Consider the following 24,555-nt stretch of genomic DNA (forward strand, 5'->3'; position numbering starts at 1 on the left):
GCGGTGCGTGCGCTCTGGCCCGCGCGGAGCGGGGAGCGCTTCCATGTCAGGTGCGTGGGTCGGCCCGCTGAACTGGATCCAGTGGGCTGGGGGACACCGCCGCCTCAATCCCCGCGGGCGGCGGACCGGTCCGGGAGGCGGACAGCGCCTCCCGGACTGTGGGTCTTCCGTGCCGGCTTCGCTGTCGGTTTCATGCCCGCCCGGGGGCGTCCGCCACGCACGCCCGGGGTGAAGTTGGCCGAAAACCGACGGTCCCGTGTCACCCCGAATCGCCGTTTCCGATCGACCGAAGAGCAGTCAATCGGCCATCCACGGGGGCGCGTTCACTTTTTGCGCGCGCTACCCCGAGGCCCCTCCCGCACGCCATTGTCATGGCAGCATGGTCCCGAGCGACCACAGAACCGCAACGCACCCGCCCCGCCGTACGTCCGCGCGGGGCCGGTTCCGGTTCTGTCGGCGCGGGCGACGGGTTGTCCACAGGCTGTGGAGGCGGCGATGCGGTGGCTGGTGGGCTGGAGCAGTGTCGCCGCGAGGTTCGGTGCCGTGGGGACGGCCGGCGCCCTGGGCGCGCCCGAGGAGGGGCGCACGGTGCACCCGGTCGGCTCCCAGCTGCTGTGGGGCGATCCCGACCCGCTCTGGGCGGTCGGCGACTGGCGGCCCGACGAGATCCGCGTGGTCAGCGTGGGGGCGGACACCCGGCTCGCGGTCCTGGGCTGCTGCGCCGCCAGTGACGAGGAGCTGCGGGTAGGGCTGTTCGCGGCACGCGGGGGCGCACTGCGGCACCTGTCCGCGTGGCCGGGCAGCTATACGGCGGTTGCCCAGGTCGGACGCAGGGTCACTGTCGTCGGCGACCTGGCCGGCGCCCGCCCCGTCTTCTACACGCCCTGGGCGACCGGCACCGCCTACGCCACGGCCGCCCTGCCGCTCGCCGACCTCATCGAAGCCCAGCTGGACATCGGCCACTTGGCGGCGCTGCTCGCCTGCCCGGACGTACCCGAGGCGCTCGGCGACTCCACCCCCTACGCGGGGGTCCGGCGCATCCCGCCCGGCCACGCGCTGGTGCTGCGGGAGGGCTCACGGGAGATCACCGGGTACGAGCCGGTCGCCTCGCTCGCCGTCGCCGCCGCCCAGGTCGACGAGGAGAGCGCGGTGAACGGTGTACGGGAGGCGCTGGTCGCGGCCGTACGGGCCCGGCTCACCGCGCCGCGGCACGCCCCCGAGACGCTGCCGCAGGACCCGGGGCCGGTCCCCGGTATGGGCCCCGCCGAGCGGCGCGCCGCGCGCGGGGGCCCGGCGCCCGGCATCGGCGCCGACCTCTCGGGCGGCCCGGCCTCGGCCACCCTCGCCCTGCTCGCCGCCGGGCTGCCCGGCAACCCCGGCACGGTGCTGGGCCACGGCACCGGCGCGGGCGAACGGCTCCTCGCGGTCACCTTCAACGACCTCGCCGTGCCCGGCCGCAGGAGCGAGGCCGAGCTGGAGCGGGCCGGGGCGATCGCGGCCAACCCCCGGCTGCACCACGTGGTGGTGGCCGGCGACGAGGAGGCCCTGCCGTACGCGGAGCTGGCCGGACCGCTCACCGACGAGCCGGGCCCCTCGCTGGTGACGGCGGAGCGCCACCGGCGGCGGCTCGCGGCGGGCAGCGCGGACCACTTCACCGGCAGCGGGGCGCGCCAGGTCCTGGACGCCCATCCGGCGCGCCTGGCCGACCTCCTGATGGACCGTCAGCGTCGTCACTTCCTCCGCCCGGCGGCGGCGCTCGCCAAGGCGGGCGGCCCCTCCGCCCACTCCCTCTTCGTCCCGCTGACGGTGTACCGGGCGGCGCGGAAGCTGGCGCGTACGCCGTACCGGACGGGCATCGAGTCGGCGGCGGAACGGCTGCGGCGGGACGCGGACGTCGTCGACGCGGCGGCCGAGACCCCGCTGGACGCCTCGCTCGCGTCGCTGGCCTGGACGCGGCCCGGTCCTGCGGCGCGCTGGCTCACCGGGGAGGCGCTGGCTGAAGTATCGATCCGGCTGATGGCCTCGGCGACGCGCCCGGCGACGGTGCTGCGGCCCGGCGAGGCGCGGGCCCGGGCGGCGCTGGCCCGCTACGCGGCCGACCACCGCGTCCTGGAGCAGGCCGCCGAGATCCGCAGCCAGCGCCTGCACGCGCCCTTCCTGGACAACCAGGTGGTACGGGCGTGCCGCGCGCTGCCCGAGGCGCTGCGGGTGCAGCCGGGGGCGCGGGCGGCGATCCTGCGGACGGTGCTGGCGGGGTCCGGGGTGCGCGATCTGCCCTCCGGCTGGGGCGCGACGTCCCACGCCTCGTCCACGGCGGCGGTCCGGGCGGGCCTGCGCCGCTCGATCGACCCCCTGATCGCGCTCTTCGAGGCGCCGCTGCTCGCGGACGCGGGCCTGATCGAGGCGCGTACGGTCCGCCGCGCCCTGCGCTCGGCGGCCTCGGGCGAACGCCTCCCGCTGGACGGCCTGGCGGACCTGATCTCCACGGAGCTGTGGCTGCGGCGGCTGCTGTCCCGCCGGGGCACGTGCTGGACGGGGACGGCGGCGCCGAAGCAGCGGGCGGTGGCGGGGGCCCCTCCCCCACGGGTCTGGGCCCGACTGTCGCCGAGGCCACGGCCGGGATGTCGCCGGGGCGTGTGCAGGAGATCCTCCAGGTCGCGGGGCTGCCCGCCACCCACGATCCGGTCTCCGCCGTCGCCGCGCTGACCTCGCTCTTCACCGACCGGACGCGGATGTCGGCGCTCCTGGACACCGCCCCGCCGGAGGCGCTCGCGGTGCTCGACCGGCTGGTGTGGGGGCCGCCGTACGGAGAGGTGTCGGCGGATCCGGCGCCGCCGGTGCGCTGGCTGCGCGACCACGGGCTGCTGCTGCCGACCTCGGCGCGCACGGTCGTCCTGCCGCGCGAGGTCGCCCTGCATCTGCGCGCCGGGCGCGCACACCGGGCGCCCGAGCCGGTGGCGCCCGCCGTCGCGCCGGCCAAGGAGTACAAGCCCCAGGTGGTGGACTCCGCGGCGGCGGGCCAGGCGCTGACCGCGCTGACCATGGTCGAGGACCTGCTCGCCGAGTGGAACGAGGGCGGGCCCGCCGTGCTGCGGGCGGGCGGGCTGAGCGTGCGCGACCTGAAGCGGACGGCCGCCGCCCTGGACACCACCGAGCAGGCCGCCGCCTTCTGGCTCGAACTCGCCTACGCGGCCGGGCTGTTGGCGTCCGACGGCGAGGCGGACGAGCGGTACGCGCCGACGCCCGCGTACGACGGCTGGCTGGACCTGCCGCCCGCCGAGCGCTGGTCGCGGCTGGTCGCCGGCTGGCTCGCCGCGACCCGTACGCCGGGTCTGGTCGGCGATCAGGACGCCCGGGCCCGCACCCTGGCGGCCCTCGGCCCCGATCTGGACCGCTCGCCCGCCCCGGAGGTCCGCCACCGCGTACTGGCCCTGCTCGGGCGGCTGCCCGAGGGGACCGCGCCCGACCCGGAGACGCTGCTCGCCCGGCTGCGCTGGGAGCACCCGACCCGTACCGGCCCGGACGATCTGCGGCCCCGGCTGGCCGGGTGGACGCTGGCCGAGGCCGAGTGGCTGGGCGTGACGGGCCGGGGCGCGCTGGCCGCGCACGGGCGGGCGCTGCTCGCCGCCGGGGGCGACGGCGACACCCCGAAGGGCCACCGCCCGAGCGCCACGACGGCCCCGCCGCTCGGACTCTCGGCCGCCGCCGCGCTCGCGCCGCACCTGCCCGAGCCCGTCGACCACGTACTGCTCCAGGCCGACCTCACCGCCGTCGCGCCGGGCCCGCTGCGGCGCCCGCTCGCCGCGACGCTGAACGTGCTGGCGGACATCGAGTCGAAGGGCGGCGCGACGGTGTACCGGTTCACGCCCGCCTCGGTCCGGCGCGCCCTGGACGCCGGGCAGGCCGCATCCGATCTGCACGCGTTCCTGGCCGCCCACAGCGCCACGCCCGTACCGCAGCCGCTCAGCTACCTCATCGACGACGTGGCCCGCCGCCACGGGCATCTGCGGGTCGGCGCCGCCTCGGCGTATGTGCGCTGCGACGACGACGCGCTGCTCGACGAGATCGTCGCGGACAAGCGGTCGGCCGGGCTGCGGCTGCGCCGCCTCGCCCCGACCGTGCTCGCCGCACAGGCCGACCCCGCGACGCTCCTCGACGGTCTGCGCGCGATGGGGTACGCCCCGGCAGCCGAGTCCGCCGAGGGCGATGTGGTGATCACCCGCGCCGACACCCGCCGTACCCCGCCCCGCAGCGCGCCCGCGCCCGTGCCGGAGGGCCCGCCGCTGCCCGACGAGACGCTGCTCGGCGCGGCGGTCCGGGCGATCCGGGCGGGCGACGAGGCCGCCACGGTCGTCCGCAAGGAGGCGCCGCGCACCGCCCCCGCCGAGCCGGGCGGGCTGCCGCGCACCACGGCCGCCGAGACGCTCGCCACCGTCCAGGCCGCGGTGATGACCGGCTCGGCGCTGTGGATCGGCTATGTCAACGCGGACGGCGCCGCCAGCCAGCGGGTGATCGCGCCGGTGCGGGTGGAGGGCGGGTTCGTGACGGCGTACGACCACACGGCCGACGAGGTCCGCACCTATCCGCTGCACCGGATCACCGGCGTCGCGGAGCTGGCGGACGACCCCGCCTAGGGTCCCGGCCGGGGCAGGACCGAGCCGGACCGCCCCCCATCGCGCCCCGCTGAGGCACACTGGAGGTTTCGCCGCCTCCACGTACGTACGGAATGAGGGTGCACCGCGTGAACGGGCCACTGATCGTCCAGTCGGACAAGACCCTGCTCCTGGAAGTCGACCACGAGCAGGCCGACGCCTGCCGCCGGGCCATCGCGCCGTTCGCGGAGCTGGAGCGGGCGCCGGAGCACATCCACACCTACCGGCTGACCCCGCTCGGGCTGTGGAACGCGCGCGCGGCCGGGCACGACGCCGAGCAGGTGGTGGACGCGCTCGTCGAGTTCTCGCGCTACCCCGTGCCGCACGCCCTGCTCGTCGACGTCGCGGAGACGATGGCGCGCTACGGACGGCTCACCCTGAGCAAGCACCCCGTCCACGGCCTGGTGCTGACCAGCACCGACCGTCCGGTGCTCGAAGAGATCCTGCGCTCCAAGAAGATCGTCCCGCTGGTCGGCGCCCGGCTCGACGCGGACACGGTCGCGGTGCACCCCTCCGAGCGCGGCCAGATCAAGCAGACCCTGCTGAAGCTCGGCTGGCCCGCCGAGGACCTCGCGGGGTACGTGGACGGCGAGGCGCACCCCATCGAGCTCGCGGAGGACGGCTGGGCGCTGCGGCCGTACCAGAAGCAGGCCGTCGAGGGGTTCTGGCACGGCGGCAGCGGGGTGGTCGTGCTGCCCTGCGGCGCCGGGAAGACGCTGGTGGGGGCGGGCGCCATGGCGCAGGCCAAGGCCACCACGCTGATCCTCGTCACCAACACGGTCTCGGCCCGGCAGTGGAAGCACGAGCTGGTCAAGCGCACCTCGCTGACCGAGGACGAGATCGGCGAGTACAGCGGGACCCGCAAGGAGATCCGGCCCGTCACCATCGCCACGTACCAGGTGCTCACCACCCGCCGTAAGGGCGTCTATCCGCATCTGGAGCTCTTCGACTCCCGTGACTGGGGGCTGATCGTCTACGACGAGGTGCATCTGCTGCCCGCGCCCGTCTTCAAGTTCACCGCCGACCTCCAGGCCCGGCGGCGCCTGGGCCTCACGGCGACCCTGGTGCGCGAGGACGGACGCGAGTCGGACGTCTTCTCGCTGATCGGGCCGAAGCGGTTCGACGCGCCGTGGAAGGAGATCGAGGCGCAGGGCTATATCGCGCCCGCCGACTGCGTGGAGGTGCGGGTCAATCTGACCGACTCCGAGCGGCTCGCGTACGCGACGGCCGAGACCGAGGAGAAGTACCGGTTCTGCGCGACCACCGCCACCAAGCGGAAGGTCACCGAGGCGCTGGTGCGGAAGTTCGCGGGCCAGCAGATCCTGGTCATCGGGCAGTACATCGACCAGCTCGACGAGCTGGGCGAGCATCTGAACGCGCCGGTGATCAAGGGCGAGACGCCCAACGCCCAGCGCGAGAAGCTCTTCGAGTCCTTCCGGCAGGGCGAGATCTCCGTGCTCGTGGTCTCCAAGGTCGCCAACTTCTCGATCGACCTGCCGGAGGCGACGGTCGCCATCCAGGTGTCCGGCACCTTCGGTTCGCGCCAGGAGGAGGCCCAGCGCCTGGGCCGGGTGCTGCGCCCGAAGGCGGACGGCCACCAGGCGCACTTCTACTCGGTGGTGGCCCGCGACACCCTCGACCAGGACTTCGCGGCCCACCGCCAGCGCTTCCTGGCCGAGCAGGGCTACGCGTACCGGATCGTGGACGCGGACGATCTGCTCGCGGGGGACGTGGGCTGATCCATGGGCCGGGCCCGGGGCCCGGCCCGCCAGGCCGCCGCGCCGAGCACCGCGAGCCCGAGCAGCGGGTAGGGCGAGGCCAACGGCTGCTGCCACCACGGCAGTCGGAGGTCCAGGTCGCCCGAGTGCGGCACCAGCCACAAGGTGCGGGCGGTGAAGACCACCGCGACGGCGACGGCGGTACGGACCCGGCCCTCGGCCACGAGCACCGCGAGCAGCGGGACGCACCACACCCAGTGGTGCGACCAGCTGACCGGGGAGACGAGCAGCGCCGTGAAGGCGGTGGCCAGGACGCCCCAGCGCTCCGGCGAGCGGCGGGCCGTCCACAGGCCCTACAATCGCCCCTTCCCCCGCCTCCCTCCGAGGAGCGCCGCCGCCCGGACGGAAACCGGCCGGCCGCCGAAGCCGCAAGGCGATCCGCAGCCCCGACCAGCCGCCCGATCAGCCGCCCGGAGGAACCCCGTGTCCCCGCACGACCCCGAAGACCCCCTCAGCCGTGAGCGCGCCCACCTCACCGAGTCGCGCGCGGCCCTGCGCGCGATGCGCGAGGACGTGGAGAACCTCGACATCAAGGACGTCACCGCGAACTGGGTGAACGCGGCGGTCCTGCAGCGCCAGATCGACGACCGCATCAAGGCCCTGGCGGACCTCTCGCACACCCCGCTCTTCTTCGGCCGCCTCGACTATCTGCACGCGCCGGGCGCCGAGTTGGCCGAGGGGGCGCAGGGCGAGCGGTTCTACATCGGGCGCCGCCATGTGCACGACGCCGAGGGCGACCCGATGGTGATCGACTGGCGTGCGCCGGTGTCCCAGCCGTTCTACCGCGCCTCCAAGAAGGACCCGCAGGACATCGGGCTGCGCCGCCGCTTCGGCTACACGGGCGGCGACCTCACGGCGTACGAGGACGAGCACCTCACCGACCCCGCCGAGGCGGCCACCACCAGCAAGCTGCTCCAGGCGGAGATCGAGCGTCCGCGCGTCGGCCCGATGCGCGACATCGTGGCGACGATCCAGCCCGAGCAGGACGAGATCGTCCGGTCGGGGCTGACCGGATCCGTCTGCGTCCAGGGCGGCCCCGGCACCGGCAAGACGGCCGTCGGCCTGCACCGGGTGGCGTACCTCCTCTACGCGCACCGCGAACGCCTCGCCCGCACCGGCACGCTGGTCATCGGGCCGAACGCGTCCTTCCTCCACTACATCGAGCAAGTGCTGCCCGCGCTGGGCGAGTTGGAGGTCAGACAGGCGACCGTCGACGACCTGGTGGCGCACGTCGAGGTGAAGGGCGCCGACGAGGCGGCCGCCGCGACCGTCAAGGGCGACGCCCGGATGGCCGAGGTGCTGCGCCGCGCGGTCCGCTCGCACGTCACGCTGCCGACCGAGCCGCTGATGGTGGTGCGCGGCTCGCGCCGGTGGCGGATCCCGGCCTACGAGCTTGAGGAGATCGTCCGGGAGCTGCAGGAGCGCGACATCCGCTACGGCGCCGCCCGGGACGCCCTGCCGCAGCGCATCGCCCACGCCGTGCTCGTACGGATGGAGCAGGCGGGCGAGGCGCCCGACGACCGGGTGCAGGACGCGGTGGCCCGCAACGCGGCGGTGAAGGCGGCCGTGAAGGAGCTCTGGCCCCCGGTCGACCCGGCCAAGCTGGTACTGCGGCTGCTCTCGGACGCCGACTTCCTCGCCGTCCACGCGGAGGGGCTGCTCAGCGCCGACGAGCAGAAGACGATCCTGTGGGCCAGGCCCGCGCGGAGCGTGAAGGGCGCCAAGTGGTCGGCGGCGGACGCGGTGCTGATCGACGAGGCGAACGACCTGGTGGCGCGCACCCACTCGCTCGGCCATGTGGTGATCGACGAGGCGCAGGACCTCTCCCCCATGCAGTACCGGGCGGTCGGCCGGCGCTGCTCGACCGGCTCGGCGACGGTCCTGGGCGATCTGGCGCAGGGCACCACGCCCTGGGCGACGGCGAGTTGGGACGAGGCGCTGCGGCATCTGGGCAAGGCGGACGCGGTGGTGGAGGAGCTGACGGCGGGCTTCCGTGTGCCGCGCGAGGTGATCGCGTACGCCTCGCGGCTGCTCCCGTCGATCTCGCCGGGCCTGGCGCCGGTGGAGTCGGTGCGTGAGACGCCGGGCTCGCTGGCCGTGCGCGCCTCGGACCCGGCCGACCTGGACGCGGATGTGCTGGCCGCCTGCCGTGAGGCGCTTGGGCACGAGGGCTCGATCGGCCTGATCGCGGCGGACGCGCGGATCCCGGTGCTCGCCGACGCCCTGACGGCGGCGGGCCTGGCGTTCCTCGACCCCGGCGAGGAGACGACGGCCGAGTCCCGCCTCACCCTGGTCCCCGCCTCTCTGGCGAAGGGCCTGGAGTACGACTACGTGGTCCTGGACGAGCCCTCGGCGGTGGTCGACGGCGAACCGGACGAGCGCACCGGTCTGCGCCGTCTGTACGTGGCGCTGACCCGGGCGGTGTCGGGCCTCACCGTCTGCCACGCGGCTCCGCTGCCGGAGCGACTCGGCTAGTTCGGCAGGGACTTGACCAGCGCGTCGAGGAGGCCGGGGAAGCGGGCGTCCAGGTCGTCGCGGCGCAGCCGTACATAGCGGCTGCGCCCGACCACCCGGGTCGAGGTGACCCCGGCCTCACGCATGATCCGCAGGTGGTGCGAGACGGTCGACTTGTGGAGGTGGTCGAGCCCGAGCGTGCCGGGCGCGCAGCTGTACTCCTCGCCGTCCGCGTACACCTTGAGCAGCGTCAGCCGTACGGGATCGCCGAGCGCGTGCAGCACCTTGACCAGCTCGATGTCCGCGACATCGAGCTGCGGCAGCCACTCTCCGACCTGTTCTTCACCCATCCCGGCACTCTCCCTCCCTCAAGAATCGTTTGACAAACATCAAACTATTCCGCGATCGTTTGATGCACATCAAACGATACGGGGGAACTGATGCGCCTACGCCTGCTCCTGCTCGCTCTCGGCACCTTCGCCGTCGGTACGGACGGCATGGTGATCGCCGGAATCCTGCCGCTCGTCTCCGACGACCTGGGCGTGTCCGTCTCGACGGCGGGCCAGATGATCACCGTGTTCGCGCTCGCGTACGCGGTGCTCGCCCCGGTCCTGGCCACGGTGACGGCGAAGTGGCCGAGGCTGCGCACCCTGCTGACGGCCCTGACGGTCTTCACGGTGGCCAACGCGCTCTCGGCGCTGGCGCCCACCTTCGGCCTGCTGCTCGCCACCCGCGTCCTCGCGGCGGTCGGCGCGGCCCTCTACACCCCCACCGCCAACGCCGTGGCCACCGCCCTGGTGCCGCCGGAGCGGCGCGGCCGGGCCATCGCCACGGTGATGGGCGGCCTCACCGTCGCCACGGCGCTCGGGGTGCCGCTGGGCACCTGGATCGGCCGCAGCGACTGGCGACTGACGATGTGGCTGGTCACGGCCCTCGGCGCGGCCGCGTTCGCCGGGGTCGGGCTGCTGCTGCGGGGCCTGCCCGCACCGAAGCCGTCGCCGGGCCTGCGGGCCCGCCTCGCCCCGCTGGGCGACCGCCGGGTGCTCGGGGCGGCGACGACGACCTTCCTGGTCTTCCTGGCCGTCCAGACGGTCTTCATCTACTACACGGTGGCGGCGGCGCCCGCGACCGGCGGCGACCAGTCGAAGCTGACGCTGCTGCTCCTGGTGTCGGGCGTGTTCTCGGTGGCGGGCAGCTCGCTCGGCGGCCGGGTGGTGGACCGCTGGGGCCCCAGGGTGGTGCTCCTGACGGCGGGCACGGTGGCGGCGGCCGTGTCGCTGGCCCTGCCGTGGCTGATGCGGTCGATGACGACGGCCCTGATCGCCTCCGCCCTGAACCCCCTGGCGGGCTGGGCGATGGCGGTCGCCCTGCCGGCCCGGCTGGTCGCCCTCGACCCGCCCTCCGCGCCGCTGCTGCTCTCCCTGAACAGCAGCGCGCTGTATCTCGGCGTGGCGGGCGGGGGCGTCACCGGCAGCGCGGCGATCGCGGTGCTCGGCGAGCGCTGGTTCCCGTTCACCTCAACATTGCTGATGCTGCTGGCGGTCGCCCTGGCGGCGCTGACGACGCGGCGGACGGCGGCCGCGACGCCCGCCGCGCGTAGCACTTTCGTACTGAGCGAGTCATGAATCGGCCACGGGCGCAGGCAATTCGGTCATCGGAGTGGCGGCGTCGCGGTTTTGCGTGAGGAACTCTGTTCGCAGAGATCGCAAAGGCGGTCCACAGCAACACCGCTATCACCGCTATCACCGCTTCAACGGGGGAGTACGAACATGAGCAGGTCTGTCATGCGCCGAGGCGGCCGGGTCAAGCTGGCGTCGGTCGGTCTGGTGGTCGTCGGTTCGCTGGCGCTGAGCGCGTGCAACGGCGACGACGACGCGAACGGCCCGGTCGGCGGGGCGACGCCCACGCCCTCCGCCCCTTCGTCCTCGGCACCGTCCACCCAGCCGTCCACGCAGCCCTCCGCGCCCGAGGGCGGCGGCGGCCGTCACGCCAAGGGCGGCGAGACGTTCAAGATCGGCCAGGCCGCGCAGTTCCCGTTCGCCTACGGGACCAAGACGAAGGGCGAGATCGCCCTGACCGTCGACGCGATAGAGAAGGGCGCCCCCGCCGACCTCGCGCCGCTCAAGCTCGGCGACAAGGTCAGCGGGAAGGTCCCGTACTACATCCGCTACACGGTCAAGAACGTCGGCACGACGGACCTGGCGTACGCCTCCGTCAGCCATATGAAGGGCCACCTCGGCGACGGCACCGAGGCGCAGAACCTGATGATCATCGGCAGCTTCGACAAGTGCCCCAACGAGTCCCTGCCCAAGGACTTCACCAACGGCAAGACCCAGAAGGGCTGCGCCATCGCCCTCGCCCCCTCGGCCACGACGAAGGTCGCGTCGGCGGAGTACTGGGGCGACCCGTTCACCATGGGTGAGGGCATCCACTGGAAGTGAGCAGGTAGGCGTACGTGCGGGGGCGGCCGGGCAACTGGCCGCCCCCGCACGGCTTTACGCCGCCGGGATGTCCGTATCGCCGATCTCACATACGTACGGAGATTGCAGGTGTGATGGGATGAGGTGATGCGACCTCCCACACGCATGCCGCCCCGTCCCCGCAATCCCTACGACGAACTGGCGGCACTCGCCGACACCGACCCCGATCTGGACCCGGGACGTGGCGGCCGCCGCCGTGCTCGCGGCGACCGCCCCGGCCCACGAGGTCACCGGCCGCGTCATCAACATCGCCCGGGGCGAGGCCGTTGCGGTGCGCCGGGTGGTCGAACGGCTCATCGCCCTCGCGGACCGGCCCGTACGGCTGACCGAGCACGAACCGCTGCCGGCTCCCGTCCCGACCGGGCCGGGCCCGGACGCCCGCGTGCTGCGCGCGGACCTGGAGTGGCAGCAACTGGACATCTCGCGTGCGCGGCGCCTGCTCGGCTGGCGGCCCGCCGTGGACCTGGACACATCACTGGCAGATCTGCTCACGGCCGTTCGGCTGCCGGAGCAAGAAAGGACGCGCACGTGAGCGCTCACAAGAACCTCGTCCTCGACGAGGTCCGCAAGTTCCACCAGGACAGCCAGCCGCAGGGCGGCTTCGTTCCCGGCGTGACCGAGATCTGGCCGTCCGGCGCGGTCCTGGAGGAGGAGGACCGGGTAGCGCTGGTCGAGGCGGCGCTGGAGATGCGGATCGCCGCGGGGGTGAGCTCCCGCAAGTTCGAGTCGGCCTTCGCCCGCAAGCTCAAGCGCCGCAAGGCACATCTGACGAACTCGGGGTCCTCGGCGAACCTGCTGGCGGTGTCCGCGCTGACGTCGCACGTGCTGGAGGACGAACGGCTGCGGCCCGGCGACGAGGTCATCACGGTCGCCGCCGGCTTCCCCACCACCGTCAACCCGATCCTGCAGAACGGCCTGGTCCCGGTCTTCGTCGACGTCGAGCTCGGCACGTACAACACCACCGCGGCACGGGTGGAGCAGGCGATCGGCCCGCGGACCCGGGCCATCATCATCGCGCACGCGCTCGGCAACCCCTTCGAGGTCGCCGAGATAGCCCAGCTGGCCGCCGACCACGGGCTGTTCCTCATCGAGGACAACTGCGACGCGGTCGGCTCGACGTACGACGGCCAGCTGACCGGCACCTTCGGCGACCTGACCACGGTCAGCTTCTACCCCGCGCACCACCTCACGATGGGCGAGGGCGGCTGTGTCCTCACCTCGAACCTGGCGCTGGCCCGGATCGTGGAGTCGCTGCGCGACTGGGGCCGGGACTGCTGGTGCGAGCCGGGCGAGAACGACAAGTGCCTCAAGCGCTTCAAGTACCAGATGGGCAGCCTGCCCGAGGGCTACGACCACAAGTACATCTTCTCCCACGTCGGCTACAACCTGAAGGCGACCGACATCCAGGCGGCGCTGGGCCTGACCCAGCTGGCCAAGCTGGACGACTTCTGCAGTGCGCGACGCCGCAACTGGCGCCGGCTGCGGGAGGGCCTGGACGGCGTTCCGCACCTGCTGCTCCCCGAGGCCACCGACCGCAGCGACCCGAGCTGGTTCGGCTTCGCCATCACCGTCGACCGCGAGGCGCCGTTCAGCCGCGCCGAGTTCGTCGACCACCTGGAGGCGAGCAAGATCGGCACCCGGCGGCTGTTCGCCGGCAACCTGACCCGCCACCCGGCCTACCAGGACCAGAACCACCGCGTCGTCGGGGACCTGACCAACAGCGACATCATCACCGACCAGACCTTCTGGATCGGCGTCTACCCCGCCCTCACCGACGAGATGATCGACTACGTCGTCTCCACGGTGAAGGAGTTCATCGCGAACCGCGGCTGACGACCGGCCACCCTCCCCTCCGAGAAGGCCGGGAAAGCCAGTCCGAGAAGGCTGGTAAGGCCAAGAAGAAAGGCACGCATGCCCGTGAACTCCCCCGTACGGGTCGCCGTCCTCGGCTGCGCGGACATCGCGGTGCGCAGGATGCTCCCCGCCATGGCGGCCTGCGCGGACGTGGAACTGGTCGCCGTCGCCAGCCGGGACGCCGCCAGGGCGGAGGGGACCGCGCGGCGCTTCGGGTGCGCGGCCGTGCACGGATACGAGGCGTTGCTGGCACGCGAGGACGTGGACGCCGTGTACGTGCCGCTGCCCGCCGCGCTCCACGACGTATGGGTGGAGGCGGCCCTGCGGGCGGGCAAGCACGTGCTCGCGGAGAAGCCGTTGACGACCCGTCAGGAGCGTACGGCGGAGCTGCTCCGACTCGCGCGGGCACGCGGACTCGCGCTCGTGGAGAACGTCCTGTTCGTCCACCACGGACAGCACGCCGCGGTGCGCGCGCTGCTGAGGGACGGCGCGATCGGCGAGCCGCGCTCGCTGCACGCCGCGTTCGCCGTCCCGGCCCGGCCCGACGAGGACATCCGCTACCGGGCCGCGCTGGGCGGCGGCGCCCTGTGGGACGTCGGCGTCTATCCGGTACGGGCGGCCCTGCACCTGCTCGGCTCCGGCCTCACGGTCCTCGGGGCGGTCCTGACGGCCGACGCCGGCCGCGAGGTCGACACGTCGGGTGCCGCGCTCCTGCGCGACGGGGCGGGCACCGTGGCCCAGCTGACGTTCGGGATCGGCCACGCCTACCGCTCGGAGTACGAACTGCGGGGCACCGAGGGCCGGATCACCGTGGACCGGGCCTTCACTCCCCCGGCCGACCACCGCCCCGTACTGCGGGTGGAACGCGGGTCCCGCGTCGAGGAGATCGCCCTCGCACCCGAGGACCAGGTGGCGGCCGCGGTCACCGCGTTCGCGACCGCCGTACGCCAGGGCGGCGCCCCGTCCGACGAGACCGTACTGGAGCAGGCCGCGCTGCTCGACGCGATCCGCCGGAGCGCGGGGCGGACGCACTGAGGACGCACTGAGGACGCGCTGAGGGCCCGGCGAGGGGTCGCCCGGCCGGGACGGCCTCCTTCCTCGCCGTCTCCCTCGCCCTCGCCCTCGCGCCGGACTGGCTGCGCGAGGGCGATTCGCCGTGCGGCGCGGGCGTCCGGTGAGCACTCAGACGCCGCGCCACGGAAGTTGACGGCGCGGGCTCGGGCCGCCTGAGCGCGATCACTCTTGCGCGCGCCCCAACCAGGGTGTTATGCGCGGACGATCTTTTTCCGGCTTTTTCCGGCCACCCTCCTGTGGGCGCTTGCGCCTGCCCCCACCTGCGCCTTTAACGTCGTTTCGGGGCGACGGAAGGGTCGCACGGGACTACAGGGATCACGGTGGAGTACGTGTACGCGCAGAGCTGGCAGCGGCTGCTGGACCAGGCGGGGCAGCCGGGGGCGATGTCGCCGGCGTCGGCGGGACCGGCGAACTCCGGGCCCTCCGGCGAGCTGAAGCACAGCGCCAAGCCGTGGTCGGACGCGGCGGGCACGGCCCACGCGCTCGGGACGGACACCGCCAAGGTGAAAGGCACCCTGACCACGGCCCACGCCGGCGCCGAGGCGGGCACGGCCGGACTCGCGAGCATGGCCGCACTCAAGTCCGTACTCGCCTCGTGGGACAAGCGCCTGACGGCCGTTCACACCGAGTGCGGGTCCCTGGAACCGGCCCTGCGCGAGACGGCGTGGGCACAGGGCGAGGTGGACGCGGGCGTGAAGTCGGCGCTGGCCCAGTACTCCGCGCCGGCCGGCAAGGGCCGGTGACGGGGGTGCTCACCTGGCGGCAGCTGCGCGACCTCAAGCTGGCCGAGCTCCAGGAGGCCGCCGACGGCTGGGGGGCCGTCAGCAACCTCGCCGACGCCGCACGGGACCGGATCAGCAACGAGATGGTCAACGCCATCGAGAAGACGCAGAAGGGCGAGGCGGCAGGCTCGGCGGCCGACCGCCTCAAGCGCCTCGACCGCAACTACGACTACCTCCACACCGAGTGCGGCCTGGTCCGTACGACGGTGAATTCTCTCGCGTACGAGCTCGCCGGTCCGCAGAGAAAGCTCAAGGACGCGCTCGATGACGCGGCAGCTCTGCGTTTCACCGTGGGCGAGGACGGCTCCGTGAGCTACCCCGCCGGTGGCGAGAACCTGATCTCGAAGCAGCCGGTTCCCGGCGGCAGCGCGACCGGCGGCTCCGCGCTGCTCGCCCGTCCGCCGTCCCTGACCGGGCTCCAGCCCGGCCTGACCACTGCCAACCCGAACCACGCCAAGGCGCAGGCGATCGCGGATCAGATCCTGGCGGCGGTACGCGACGCGCGCGAGATCGACGCACGCTTCAGCACCACGCTGGAGAAGCTGAAGGCGCCGGACGGCCTGAGCATGGGCACTTCCACCTGGGAGGACGCGGCGGCCGACGCGGCGGCGGTCCGTGAGGTCGCCCGCGAGTACCTGAAAAACGACATTCCGCTGGACAAGTCCCCGGCCCAGCGCAAGGCATGGTGGACATACCTCACCCAGGAGCAGCGCGAGGAGTTCCTCACCACCTACCCGGACGTCATCGGCAATCTGGACGGCATTCCGTCCCTGGTCAGGGACGAAGCGAACCGGGAAAACCTCCAGTTGCTCATCGGCAGGCTGTCGGGCGACGACAGCGCTCCGGCACAGGCGAAACTGGGCGGCCTCCTGTCCATCCAGCAGCAGCTGCGGGCCGATCCGGAACCGAACGTACCGCCGATGTACCTGCTCGGCATCGGCGACCAGGGAAACGGCCGGGCCATCGTCTCCTTCGGCGACCCGGACACCTCCCGCAACGTCTCCGCCTACGTCCCGGGCCTGGGCACCTCACTCGACGCGGACTTCGCCCGCGGTGACATCAAGCGGGCCCGTATGACCGCCAAGGGGGCGGGGTTCTACGACAAGTCCAGTGCCTCGATCGTGTGGCTCGGCTACGACGCGCCTCAGCTCCCGGCGGAGCGGATCGCCGACAACCTCGGCGTGATGTCCCCGCGGGACGCGGTCGTGGGTGCCCCCGCCTACAACCAGTTCATGGCGGGCATCGCGGCGACGAACGAGAACGCCGACCCCCACATCACCGCCATCGGCCACTCCTACGGCTCCCTCACCGTCGGCCAGGCGGCCCAGCGGACGGGTGGCATCCCGGGCGCCGATGACATCATCCTCGTCGGCAGCCCGGGCACCGGGGCCCACACCGCCGACCAACTGGGCGTCGGCAAGGACCACGTCTACGTCGGCGCGGCCAAGAACGACATCGTCACCAAGCTGCCGAACCAGGTCGAAGGCGCCACCGCCATGGAAGGCTTCAAGGCCGGTTTCCGGTCCGGGTCCGCCCAGGGGATCGTCCCCGGCCTGGCCTCGGGCCTGCTCGGAGCCTTCACCGGCCACGAAGTCGGCGACGCCGTCACGGACGAGAGCCAGATCTACTTCGGCACCGACCCCGCCAGCGCGGAATTCGGCGCCAAGCGCTTCGCCGTGGCCGACGGCCCACCGGTCGTGGACGCCGAGCATCTCTCCTTCGGTGACCTCGGGGCCCACTCGAACTACTTCGACCCCGAAAAGGACACGGACTCCGCCGACAACATCGCCATGATCGTGACAGGGCGAGCCAGCCAAATCAGCACCCAGGAGCCCCGATGAAAGCCCTCCGCCATGCCGTCTCCCTCCTGCTCCTCACGACGGTCGCCGGCTGCGGCTCCCTCCCTGGCTCAGGTACCGCTGGAAGGAACCACCCGACCATGAACATGCAGCAAGGTGCCGAGAAGGCCGATGTCATCCTCCAGAAGACCCTTGCCGGCATCACCCCGGGGCTCCGCTGGGTCCATGATTCTTCGGAGGACATCAGCTGCTCGGACTGGAAGAACGCAGGCACCGGCACGAGTTCGGTCATTCGCGGAGTCATGGTCATGACGATCGTCTCCCCCGAGCGACGGGGTGCTCTGCTCGGAGTCGTCGAACGCAACTGGAAGGCGAGCGGATACAAGATCACCCGGGTGAACGCGAGTAAGGAACTCCCGTCCATCACGGCCTTCACGCCCGAGAATTTCCAGGTACATGTGGCCGTCGGCGGCGAAGGCCAGTTCCGCTTCTCCGTCACCACCCCCTGCCTCACCGACTCCCCCGTCCAGCGGCCGACCACCCCCTCCAACGTGGACACCAACACTCCGGCCTACGAGGGCGGCAAGTTTTTCCCCCGCCCCTACCTCCACGACGACTTCTGGTCGGCCAAGACCCCGGCGCGTACGTGAACAAGACATCCGCCCCGCCGCCCTGACACTCCATGGATCCTCTGGTCCACCTAGCCAGGGGTCACACCCGGCCCCGTTGCCGTTGCCGCTGGGTGTACGACCAGGTCACCGCGGTCATCAGGGCCGGGATGGCGGACAGCGGGGCGAAGGTGAAGGCCCAGACGGTGTGTGCCGTGCTGCTTGACATGTATGTCCGGCTCTCGACGGTGAAGGCGACCACGAGTTGCCACAGCGCCACGAGGACCAGGACCGCCGAGGCGCTCCAGGCCAGCGCGGCGAGGGTTCGGGGGCGCAGTGGCCGCCAGCGGTCGCTGACGAGCAACAGCGGGAACAGGGCGGCCAGTTCGGTGATGACGGAGAGCCCGACGACGTACGCGATGCCCCACCCCGGGATGCCGAAGGCGTCGCGCAGGACCTGGTCGCTGTAGCCGACGTAGACGCCGGACGCCATGGCGATGCGCCACAGGCCGGACGGGACGGCGCACAGGGCGATGGCGTGGGCGGCACGGCGGGCCCAGACGGGCGCGGGGGCAGGAGCGTGGAGCGGGGCGGTCGCTGTCGTCATGACGTACATCCTGGCCAGGGACGTGCCGGCCTCACATCGTCCGTCGCGGCAGGCCTTCTCCCCCGTACGGCGGAGGGCGCGGCCCGCCGAGGAGGACCTGGGCGAAGGCGGCCCGGCGGCCGCGGCACACCAGCCCACGCCGATGCCCGGCCGGTGAACCCCGGTCAGTGAGACCAGCGGTCCGCCGGACCGTGGAACCCCACTCGTCGCCACCGGCGTCGAGAGCGCACCGCGGGCCGCCGGGCCGAGTCCCGAGTGGTCACGTGCCGGTGGGGCCGGAGGGTTCGACGGCACTCTCCGAGGCGGTCGACGGCGGAGCGGTGTTCTTCGCCGCGTTCGGGTGGACGGCGTCGCGGAGCGTCCGCAGGGCGGTGATCAGGTCGCCTAGGTCCTGTGCGGTGTAGAGGCCCGTGAACCAGCGCTCGATGTCGTCGAGGTGGTCGGCCAGTACCCCGCGCAGCCGGTCCGTGCCGTCGGCGGTGAGGACGGCGTACGTGCTGCGCCGGTCGTCGGCGCTCGATTCACGGCGCACCAGGCCGCCGCGTTGCAGACGGTCGACGACCCGTGTGACGCCGCTGGTGGACAGGAACAGTTGAGCCGCCAGATCGGTCATCCGCAACCGCCCTCCGGGTGAACGGGTCAGTCGCATCAGCGCGCCGAAGTCCAGGGGGGAGAGTCCCGCTCTGTCCATGGTCGGCGCGAGCTTCGCGACCAGTCCGTCGTGGGCCTCGAAGAACAGGCCGGTCGCGGTCAGACGGGTGTCGCCGAAGAGACCGGCGTCCGGGTCCCCATCATCCATGCCGTGATCATCCATGCCGTGATCCTAGCCGTAAGTATTTGCCGTGCGGATAGTTGACGTGCGGACGATCTTGCTTGTAGAAAGTTGTCTGCCGCGAGGATATTCCGCACAGCAACTAAATGGGCCGCTGCCGCCGACCCCTCGGCTCGCCTCGCCTCGCGGCAGTTACGCGTCACGGCCGCACCACGCCCGCACCACACCCGCACCACGAGGAGAACCCTGATGACCGCCAACCCCCAGCCGCAGCGTCCCGTCCTGGTCCGCGCCGAGCAGGCCGAGTCCCTGCAGGACGGCGCCACCAGCCTGATCACCCTGCTGGCCGACGCGGGTGACACGGGCGGTGCGCTCACCGCCAACCGCGCCACGTTCGAGAAGGGGTCGCCGGGCGCCCCCGCGCACTTCCACACCAAGGCCACGGAGCTGTTCTTCGTGCTCGACGGCACGATGCGCATCCTCGTCCAGGACGAGGTGCACACCCTGGGCAAGGGCGACTTCCTCAGCGTGCCGCCCACGGTGCCGCACGCCTTCGCGCCCGCGCCGGGCAGCACGGCCGAGCTGCTCGTCGTGTTCACGCCGGGCCTGCACCGCTTCGACTACTACCGGCTGCTGGAACGCGTGTACCGGGGTGAGGCCACCGTGCAGGACATCCGGGACAGCTCGCTGACGTACGACAACCACTACTTCGACAGCCCGCAGTGGCAGGCCTCGCTCGCGGAGTCGGCGGCGTTCGGCGCCGACGTCTGAGCAACCCCGCGGACGACGGCCGAGGGCACCATGCAGCCGGGCAGGAAGGAGGCGGGCAGGAAGGAGGCGGCGCGGTGCAGGACCGCGTCCCCCGAGCCGGTCGGCGCCGGACGCGGTCGTCATGAGGCCAAAGCGAATGCTGCTGCTCGTCGTCGACCCGCCGCCTCGGCACCGCCCGCGGCCTCCCGCGCATCCAGCTCGCGGCGTCCTCCTTCGCCCTGCTCCTCCCCCATCAGGCCCGGTGTACTCGCTGGACGCCCGCCTCTCCGGCGAGGCCTGGCGCCGTCTCGGCCCGCGCTCCACGCTGTGGGAGCTGCGGCGGCGGGTGCTGCGGCGGGGCTCGGTGATGGCGACGGTGGTGGTCGGTCTGACGCTGCTGATCGGCTCGCTCCTCGGCGGCGCCGTCCGGTCCACCGAGATGGTGACGGTCCCCGGGCCGAACTCCGACCCCACCAACTACCTGCCGGGCACGCCGCTGGCGCCCGCGCCGCACGCGCCGGTGGTGCGCCGCCCCGGCTCCCCGAAGCCGTCCGTGAGCGGTTCGGCCAAGCCGTCCGCGAAGGTGTCCAAGCGGCCGTCCAAGGCGGTGCGGGAGTCCGGGACGGTCGGGGGTGTCCCGAGCCAGACGTCCCAGGGGACGACGGGGCACCGACCGTCGTGACGCGCAGCGGCAGATCCGCCGAGTCCAGCCACTCCTGGAGCACACCGGCGAGATGGCCGCAGGAGATCACGGCGTCGGTGACGCCCTCCGCGGCCAGCCAGGCGAGCTGATGGCCGATGATCGGGGTCCCGGTCCCGGGGATCTCGACCATCGGCTTGGGGCGGTCGTCGGTGTACGGACGCAGTCGTGAGCCCTGGCCGCCCGCCAGGACCACGGCCTGCGTCGGGAAGGTCGAAGTCGTGCTCGCAGTCATGCGGTGAACCCTATGCCGTGGACCGTGTGCGGGACGGCCCCGGCTGCCGGGTTCAGGACTCCTGGGCCACGCCCGACGCGAAGGACGTGTCGCAGACGGGGCGCGAGAACGACTGGGCCTTCGCCGGACCGTACTGCTTCACGGCGGCCTGGCCCAGCGCCCGCGCGATCGTCATGCAGTGCTTGGCGAGCGAGGGGCGCCGCTCGACCTCGCGCTGGAGGTGGGTGAGGGCGGTCCCGGGGTCCTTCTCCTGGAGCTCGGCCAGGAGCGCGTCGCGCAGGAGGTCCTGCGGAGTGCGCGGCTTCGCGCGTACGGAGACGTCCTCGGAGGAGGCCGTCAGCAGCTGCGAGTCGCTGGTCCCGGCCCAGTTGACCCGGGTGACCGCGAGCGTCCCGGAGAGGACGAGGACGACGGGCAGGACGAGAGCTAGGGTGCGGCCGATTCGGCGGGCTGTGTGCGTCACGGAGGCGAGCGTAGCGGGGGGTAATGATTTGGCGACATTTAGTCACCCGGTCGGGGGATGGTTCGAGGCGGCGTTTCGAATCCCGTGTTGACGAACGCAGTTCGAAATGGCCGGTCTGCCGGGGTATTTGTCGGTGGGCTCCTCGGCCTTCGGAAACGGAGCGCCTCGACCCTTCGGAAACGGAGCGCCCCAAAAAGGGAGAGCCCCGCACCCCGGTAGGGGGGTGCGGGGCCGGCTGACGTGCCGCCGTACGTCAGTCGCTGAGGCGCTCGCCCGTCGAGGTCGAGAAGACATGCGTCTCGCCGGGCCGCGGGACCACGTGGAGCTGGGTGCCCTTCTCCGGGACCGAGCGGCCGTTCACGCGGACCACGAGGTCCTTCTGCTCGCCGCCGACCTCGGCCGTGCCGTACACGTAGCCGTCGGCGCCGAGCTCCTCCACCACGTTGACCGTGACGGCGAGGCCCGCGGGCTCGGCGTCGCTGTCCTTGGAGAGGGACTTCGCCGCGCCGCCGTTGTGCTCGACGATGTCGAAGTGCTCGGGGCGCACGCCGACCGTCACCGTGCGGTCGCCCCGGTCGGCGGCCGCGGACAGTGCCTCACGGCTCACCGGGACCACGCTGTTGCCGAACTTCACACCGCCGTCGGTGATCGGGACCTCGACGAGGTTCATGGCGGGGGAGCCGATGAAGCCGGCGACGAAGAGGTTGGCCGGGCGGTCGTACATGTTGCGCGGCGAGTCGACCTGCTGGAGCAGACCGTCCTTGAGGACCGCCACGCGGTCGCCCATCGTCATGGCCTCGACCTGGTCGTGGGTGACGTACACCGTGGTGATGCCCAGGCGGCGCTGGAGCGAGGCGATCTGCGTACGGGTGGAGACGCGGAGCTTGGCGTCGAGGTTGGAGAGCGGCTCGTCCATGAGGAAGACCTGCGGCTCGCGGACGATCGCGCGGCCCATCGCCACTCGCTGGCGCTGACCGCCGGAGAGCGCCTTGGGCTTGCGGTCCAGGTACTCGGTGAGGTCGAGGATCTTCGCCGCCTCCTCGACCTTCTTGCGGATCTCCGCCTTGTTGACCCCGGCGATCTTCAGGGCGAAGCCCATGTTGTCGGCGACGGTCATGTGCGGGTACAGCGCGTAGTTCTGGAACACCATGGCGATGTCCCGGTCCTTCGGCGGGAGGTGGGTGACGTCGCGGTCACCGATGCGGATGGCGCCGCCGTTGACGTCCTCCAGGCCCGCGAGCATCCGCAGGGAGGTGGACTTGCCGCAGCCCGAGGGGCCGACGAGGACGAGGAACTCGCCGTCCTCGATCTCGATCTCGAGCCCGTCGACCGCGGGCTTGGTGGAGCCCGGGTAGATCCGGGTCGCCTTGTCGAACGTGACAGTGGCCATGGGAGACCTGTCCCTTCACCGGCAGGAACGTGCCGGACGATCCGAGTAGAGGGAGAAGTGGTGTAGTCCACCTGGGTGGGCTGCACGAGACGCTACCCGGCGATGTCCGATCTGTCAGCAGGTGGGAGAGGGGAACTTCCTGGAGCCCCCGATCGTGCTCTGTGTAGAGTGAGGGAGCCCTCGGGGAAGTGGAGGGCGCCCTCGCGTGCGGGTGCTGATCGCACGCGCTGCCGCCTTAGCTCAGTTGGCTAGAGCGCTTGACTTGTAATCTTGAGGTCGTCGGTTCGATTCCGACAGGCGGCTCCACCGAAACACCGCGTAACACCGTGTCCCGGACCTTCCTGGTCCGGGACAATTGTGTTTCAAGGGGTGTGCCTCAAGGGGTGTGGGAAAGGGGCCGGGGAGCCGTATGAGTCGTCGTTCCAGCGGGCTGGTCGGGGTGTGGGCGGAGGCGCAGCGGCAGCAGCAGCGCCAGCAGGAGGCCCAGCACCGGGCGGCCCTCCAGCAGCAGCGCCAGCGCGAGCGGCAGCAGCGGGAGTACGAGCGGGACGCCGCCCGGGTCCACCGCGAACAGCAGGCCGCCTACCGGCAGAGCCGCGAGGCGGACGCCCGGCAGCGCTCGCAGGAGCTGGACGCGCGCGTGGAGGTGCTGACCGGGCTGCTGGCGGCGGGGTGCGCGGAGCCCGCGTTCCGTACGGCGGGGCTGCTGCGCGAGGAGAGCGTCGAGCCGTTCGCGCCGGGGGAGCTGGCGCGGCCGGTGGCGATGCCGGACCCGGCGCGCTACCAGGCCCAGGACGGCTGGACGGCGGGCCGCCGCGCCCAGCAGGAGGCGCAGGCCGCCTACCAGCGGGACTGGGACGCGGCGCAGCTCGCGGAGACCGCGCGCCGCCGCCAACTGGCCGACTACCGGGCGCGGTACGAGAGCTGGGCGCAGGAGCGGCTCGCGGCGGCCAGGGGGCACAACGCGGGCGTGTCCGACCTGGTGAGCGGCCTGCGGGCGGGCGAGCCCGACGCGGTCGTCGAGTACTTCTCGGCGGCCCTGTACGCGGCCTCCGCGTGGCCCGAGGGCTTCCCCCGCCGGCTGTCCTGCGCGTACGACCGGGGCGCCCGGCAACTGGTGCTCGACTGGGAGCTGCCCGCCTTCGACGTGGTCCCGGCGGCCAAGTCCGTACGGTACGTGGCCAGTACGGACGAGGAGCGCGAGTCGGCCCGCCCGGTGTCCCAGCGGCGCGCGCTGTACCGGGACGCGCTGGCGCAGAGCGTGCTGCTCGTGGTGCGGGACCTGTTCGCGGCGGACGAGTTCGGCGTACTGGAGTCGGTGGCGCTCAACGGCTTCGTGGACGACGTCGACCCGGCGACGGGCCGCCGGGCGGAGATCGTCCTGGCCTCGGTGATGGTGGACCGTCCCTCCTTCCAGCGCCTGGATCTTCGGCAAGTGAGCGCGGTGGACTGCCTGGTGGAGGCGGTACGGGGCCAGCTGTCGGCCCGCCCCGACCAGCGGGCGGCGGTACGCCCGGTGCGCCGCCCGACCGAGGTGGGCACCGGCGTGATCACCCACGGCGCGGACTCGTCCACCGAACCGGACCTCTTCCTGATGGACCCGATCGAATTCGAGTCCCTGGTGGCGGAGTTGTTCCGGGCGCGGGGGATGGACGCGGTGACCACCCAGCGTTCCAACGACGGCGGGGTGGACGTGGAGGCGGTGGACCCCGACCCGATCAGCGGCGGCCGGATCATCGTCCAGGTCAAGCGCTACCGCAACACGGTCCCGCCGACGGCCGTCCGGGACCTGTACGGCACGGTCCAGGGCGCCGGGGCCAACAAGGGCGTCCTGGTGACGACCTCGGGCTTCGGCCCCGGCTCGTACGCCTTCGCCCAGGGCAAGCCGCTGACCCTGGTGTCCGGGGCGGAACTGGTGGACCTGCTGCACGCGTGCGGGCTGCGGGGCAGGCTGGGAGAGCGGCCGGGCCGGCCGGAGGGTGCGGTGCCGGGGCAGCGGGGGCCCTCGGGGACGCTGGTGGGAACGCCGCCTGTTGTCGTGACCCTTCCCGGGGTCACCCCGGCCCCCCTTCGGGGCTGCGCCCCGAGCCCCGAGCTCCTCATTGACCTGCGGACGGACGAAGGGGCCCGGGGCGCAGCCCCGGAGAAGGGGACGGG

21 protein-coding genes, 1 tRNA gene and 4 pseudogenes are annotated in these 24,555 nt (G+C 72.7%); 17 read left to right on the top strand and 9 right to left on the bottom strand.

Translation table 11 applies throughout. The annotated features are described in order from the left end of the window. Nucleotides 1–495 precede the first annotated feature (495 nt). The 3 genes from A8W25_RS33500 to A8W25_RS18205 all read left to right on the top strand — a co-directional run bounded on the left by A8W25_RS33500 (nt 496) and on the right by A8W25_RS18205 (nt 6,391). Nucleotides 496–2,706, top strand: a complete 2,211-nt coding sequence (locus A8W25_RS33500) for an asparagine synthase-related protein (protein WP_234386495.1) — start codon at nt 496–498, stop codon at nt 2,704–2,706. After that, nucleotides 2,622–4,634 carry a helicase C-terminal domain-containing protein gene (locus tag A8W25_RS18200; RefSeq protein WP_067162778.1) on the top strand — a complete coding sequence of 671 codons (2,013 nt, stop codon included), beginning with the start codon at nt 2,622–2,624 and terminating at the stop codon, nt 4,632–4,634. Before A8W25_RS33500 ends, A8W25_RS18200 begins: the two co-directional genes overlap by 85 nt. Nucleotides 4,635–4,741: 107 nt before the next feature. After that, a complete protein-coding gene (locus A8W25_RS18205) occupies nt 4,742–6,391 on the top strand; it encodes a DNA repair helicase XPB (RefSeq protein ID WP_067162780.1) in 1,650 nt (549 codons plus the stop codon). On the opposite strand, the pseudogene A8W25_RS18210 reads toward A8W25_RS18205, so the two are convergent. After that, nucleotides 6,337–6,723, bottom strand: a pseudogene (locus A8W25_RS18210) (transferase); the annotation flags it as partial. The gene A8W25_RS18205 and the pseudogene A8W25_RS18210 overlap by 55 nt on opposite strands. A 130-nt stretch (nt 6,724–6,853) precedes the next feature. Here A8W25_RS18210 and A8W25_RS18215 point away from each other — a divergent pair. After that, nucleotides 6,854–8,905, top strand: coding sequence for a HelD family protein (locus A8W25_RS18215; RefSeq protein ID WP_067162784.1), 2,052 nt, complete (start codon nt 6,854–6,856; stop codon nt 8,903–8,905). Here A8W25_RS18215 and A8W25_RS18220 read toward each other — a convergent pair. Then, nucleotides 8,902–9,234: an ArsR/SmtB family transcription factor gene (locus tag A8W25_RS18220; protein ID WP_067162786.1), complete on the bottom strand. Its 333-nt coding sequence runs from the start codon at nt 9,232–9,234 to the stop codon at nt 8,902–8,904. The genes A8W25_RS18215 and A8W25_RS18220 overlap by 4 nt on opposite strands. A 90-nt stretch (nt 9,235–9,324) precedes the next feature. On the opposite strand from A8W25_RS18220, the gene A8W25_RS18225 reads away from it, so the two are divergent. From A8W25_RS18225 to A8W25_RS18260, 8 genes are all read left to right on the top strand, one after another. Next, a complete protein-coding gene (locus A8W25_RS18225; RefSeq protein WP_067162788.1) occupies nt 9,325–10,509 on the top strand; it encodes an MFS transporter in 1,185 nt (394 codons plus the stop codon). 144 nt (nt 10,510–10,653) lie between these two features. After that, on the top strand, nt 10,654–11,325 hold the full coding sequence (locus A8W25_RS18230) for a hypothetical protein (protein ID WP_158942607.1): 672 nt from the start codon (nt 10,654–10,656) through the stop codon (nt 11,323–11,325). A gap of 220 nt (nt 11,326–11,545) precedes the next feature. Further along, nucleotides 11,546–11,896, top strand: coding sequence for a hypothetical protein (locus A8W25_RS18235; RefSeq protein WP_067162793.1), 351 nt, complete (start codon nt 11,546–11,548; stop codon nt 11,894–11,896). Continuing rightward, entirely contained in the window at nt 11,893–13,197 is a 1,305-nt protein-coding gene (gene rfbH / locus A8W25_RS18240) for a lipopolysaccharide biosynthesis protein RfbH (RefSeq protein WP_067162795.1), read from the top strand. Before A8W25_RS18235 ends, rfbH begins: the two co-directional genes overlap by 4 nt. 78 nt (nt 13,198–13,275) lie before the next feature. Then, nucleotides 13,276–14,253, top strand: a complete 978-nt coding sequence (locus tag A8W25_RS18245; protein WP_067162797.1) for a Gfo/Idh/MocA family protein — start codon at nt 13,276–13,278, stop codon at nt 14,251–14,253. A 359-nt stretch (nt 14,254–14,612) separates the two neighbouring features. Beyond that, a complete protein-coding gene (locus A8W25_RS35015) occupies nt 14,613–15,035 on the top strand; it encodes a hypothetical protein (RefSeq protein ID WP_234386496.1) in 423 nt (140 codons plus the stop codon). Continuing rightward, complete coding sequence (locus A8W25_RS18255; RefSeq protein ID WP_067162799.1) at nt 15,032–16,915, top strand: alpha/beta hydrolase; 1,884 nt, start codon at nt 15,032–15,034, stop codon at nt 16,913–16,915. The genes A8W25_RS35015 and A8W25_RS18255 overlap by 4 nt, the downstream gene beginning before the upstream one ends. Before the next feature lie 98 nt (nt 16,916–17,013). Then, nucleotides 17,014–17,523: a hypothetical protein gene (locus A8W25_RS18260; RefSeq protein ID WP_067162801.1), complete on the top strand. Its 510-nt coding sequence runs from the start codon at nt 17,014–17,016 to the stop codon at nt 17,521–17,523. A gap of 61 nt (nt 17,524–17,584) precedes the next feature. On the opposite strand, the gene A8W25_RS18265 is transcribed toward A8W25_RS18260, so the two are convergent. Beyond that, nucleotides 17,585–18,097, bottom strand: a complete 513-nt coding sequence (locus A8W25_RS18265; RefSeq protein ID WP_067162802.1) for a hypothetical protein — start codon at nt 18,095–18,097, stop codon at nt 17,585–17,587. Between A8W25_RS18265 and A8W25_RS34435 the strand changes: the two genes are divergently transcribed. Beyond that, nucleotides 18,087–18,245 carry a hypothetical protein gene (locus A8W25_RS34435; protein WP_199831808.1) on the top strand — a complete coding sequence of 53 codons (159 nt, stop codon included), beginning with the start codon at nt 18,087–18,089 and terminating at the stop codon, nt 18,243–18,245. The genes A8W25_RS18265 and A8W25_RS34435 overlap by 11 nt on opposite strands. A 102-nt stretch (nt 18,246–18,347) precedes the next feature. Here the strand turns inward: A8W25_RS34435 and A8W25_RS18270 are convergent, their stop codons facing one another. Next, nucleotides 18,348–18,887 (bottom strand): MarR family winged helix-turn-helix transcriptional regulator, encoded by a 540-nt coding sequence (locus A8W25_RS18270; RefSeq protein ID WP_067162803.1) that lies wholly within the window; start codon nt 18,885–18,887, stop codon nt 18,348–18,350. A 222-nt stretch (nt 18,888–19,109) separates the two neighbouring features. Between A8W25_RS18270 and A8W25_RS18275 the strand changes: the two genes are divergently transcribed. Next, nucleotides 19,110–19,631 carry a cupin domain-containing protein gene (locus A8W25_RS18275; RefSeq protein WP_067162808.1) on the top strand — a complete coding sequence of 174 codons (522 nt, stop codon included), beginning with the start codon at nt 19,110–19,112 and terminating at the stop codon, nt 19,629–19,631. Between the two features lie 238 nt (nt 19,632–19,869). Next, nucleotides 19,870–20,109 (top strand): annotated as a pseudogene (locus A8W25_RS35745) (hypothetical protein); the annotation flags it as partial. Between the two features lie 85 nt (nt 20,110–20,194). On the opposite strand, the pseudogene A8W25_RS32550 reads toward A8W25_RS35745, so the two are convergent. The 3 genes and pseudogenes from A8W25_RS32550 to A8W25_RS18290 all read right to left on the bottom strand — a co-directional run. Beyond that, nucleotides 20,195–20,545 (bottom strand): annotated as a pseudogene (locus A8W25_RS32550) (nucleotidyltransferase family protein); the annotation flags it as partial. Nucleotides 20,546–20,597: 52 nt separating this feature from the next. Continuing rightward, nucleotides 20,598–21,008 (bottom strand): hypothetical protein, encoded by a 411-nt coding sequence (locus tag A8W25_RS18285; RefSeq protein WP_067162814.1) that lies wholly within the window; start codon nt 21,006–21,008, stop codon nt 20,598–20,600. 253 nt (nt 21,009–21,261) lie between these two features. Further along, the gene (locus A8W25_RS18290; protein ID WP_067162817.1) at nt 21,262–22,398 is read right to left on the bottom strand and encodes an ABC transporter ATP-binding protein; all 1,137 of its coding nucleotides are present in this window, start codon (nt 22,396–22,398) and stop codon (nt 21,262–21,264) included. A gap of 229 nt (nt 22,399–22,627) precedes the next feature. Between A8W25_RS18290 and A8W25_RS18295 the strand changes: the two genes are divergently transcribed. Next, a tRNA-Thr gene (locus A8W25_RS18295) sits at nt 22,628–22,704 on the top strand. Between the two features lie 70 nt (nt 22,705–22,774). Here A8W25_RS18295 and A8W25_RS35750 read toward each other — a convergent pair. Both A8W25_RS35750 and A8W25_RS35755 read right to left on the bottom strand, forming a co-directional pair. Next, on the bottom strand, nt 22,775–23,359 hold the full coding sequence (locus tag A8W25_RS35750; RefSeq protein WP_420708511.1) for a hypothetical protein: 585 nt from the start codon (nt 23,357–23,359) through the stop codon (nt 22,775–22,777). Next, a complete protein-coding gene (locus A8W25_RS35755) occupies nt 23,302–24,147 on the bottom strand; it encodes a hypothetical protein (RefSeq protein ID WP_420708512.1) in 846 nt (281 codons plus the stop codon). The genes A8W25_RS35750 and A8W25_RS35755 overlap by 58 nt, the downstream gene beginning before the upstream one ends. On the opposite strand from A8W25_RS35755, the pseudogene A8W25_RS35760 reads away from it, so the two are divergent. After that, nucleotides 24,047–24,265 (top strand): annotated as a pseudogene (locus A8W25_RS35760) (restriction endonuclease); the annotation flags it as partial. The gene A8W25_RS35755 and the pseudogene A8W25_RS35760 overlap by 101 nt on opposite strands. Between the last annotated feature and the right edge of the window lie 290 nt (nt 24,266–24,555).

Source organism: Streptomyces sp. ERV7 (assembly GCF_001653515.1).
Lineage (GTDB): Bacteria > Actinomycetota > Actinomycetes > Streptomycetales > Streptomycetaceae > Streptomyces.

Excerpts from the sequence above, each read along its gene's own strand:
- A8W25_RS33500 (WP_234386495.1), top strand. The coding sequence starts at position 496 with ATGCGGTGGCTGGTGGGCTGGAGCAGTGTCGCCGCGAGGTTCGGTGCC.
- A8W25_RS18200 (WP_067162778.1), top strand. The coding sequence starts at position 2,622 with ATGTCGCCGGGGCGTGTGCAGGAGATCCTCCAGGTCGCGGGGCTGCCC.
- A8W25_RS18220 (WP_067162786.1), bottom strand. The coding sequence starts at position 9,234 with ATGGGTGAAGAACAGGTCGGAGAGTGGCTGCCGCAGCTCGATGTCGCG.
- A8W25_RS18225 (WP_067162788.1), top strand. The coding sequence starts at position 9,325 with ATGCGCCTACGCCTGCTCCTGCTCGCTCTCGGCACCTTCGCCGTCGGT.
- A8W25_RS18230 (WP_158942607.1), top strand. The coding sequence starts at position 10,654 with ATGAGCAGGTCTGTCATGCGCCGAGGCGGCCGGGTCAAGCTGGCGTCG.
- A8W25_RS18245 (WP_067162797.1), top strand. The coding sequence starts at position 13,276 with ATGCCCGTGAACTCCCCCGTACGGGTCGCCGTCCTCGGCTGCGCGGAC.
- A8W25_RS18260 (WP_067162801.1), top strand. The coding sequence starts at position 17,014 with ATGAACATGCAGCAAGGTGCCGAGAAGGCCGATGTCATCCTCCAGAAG.
- A8W25_RS34435 (WP_199831808.1), top strand. The coding sequence starts at position 18,087 with ATGACGTACATCCTGGCCAGGGACGTGCCGGCCTCACATCGTCCGTCG.
- A8W25_RS18265 (WP_067162802.1), bottom strand. The coding sequence starts at position 18,097 with ATGTACGTCATGACGACAGCGACCGCCCCGCTCCACGCTCCTGCCCCC.
- A8W25_RS18270 (WP_067162803.1), bottom strand. The coding sequence starts at position 18,887 with ATGGATGATGGGGACCCGGACGCCGGTCTCTTCGGCGACACCCGTCTG.
- A8W25_RS18275 (WP_067162808.1), top strand. The coding sequence starts at position 19,110 with ATGACCGCCAACCCCCAGCCGCAGCGTCCCGTCCTGGTCCGCGCCGAG.
- A8W25_RS18290 (WP_067162817.1), bottom strand. The coding sequence starts at position 22,398 with ATGGCCACTGTCACGTTCGACAAGGCGACCCGGATCTACCCGGGCTCC.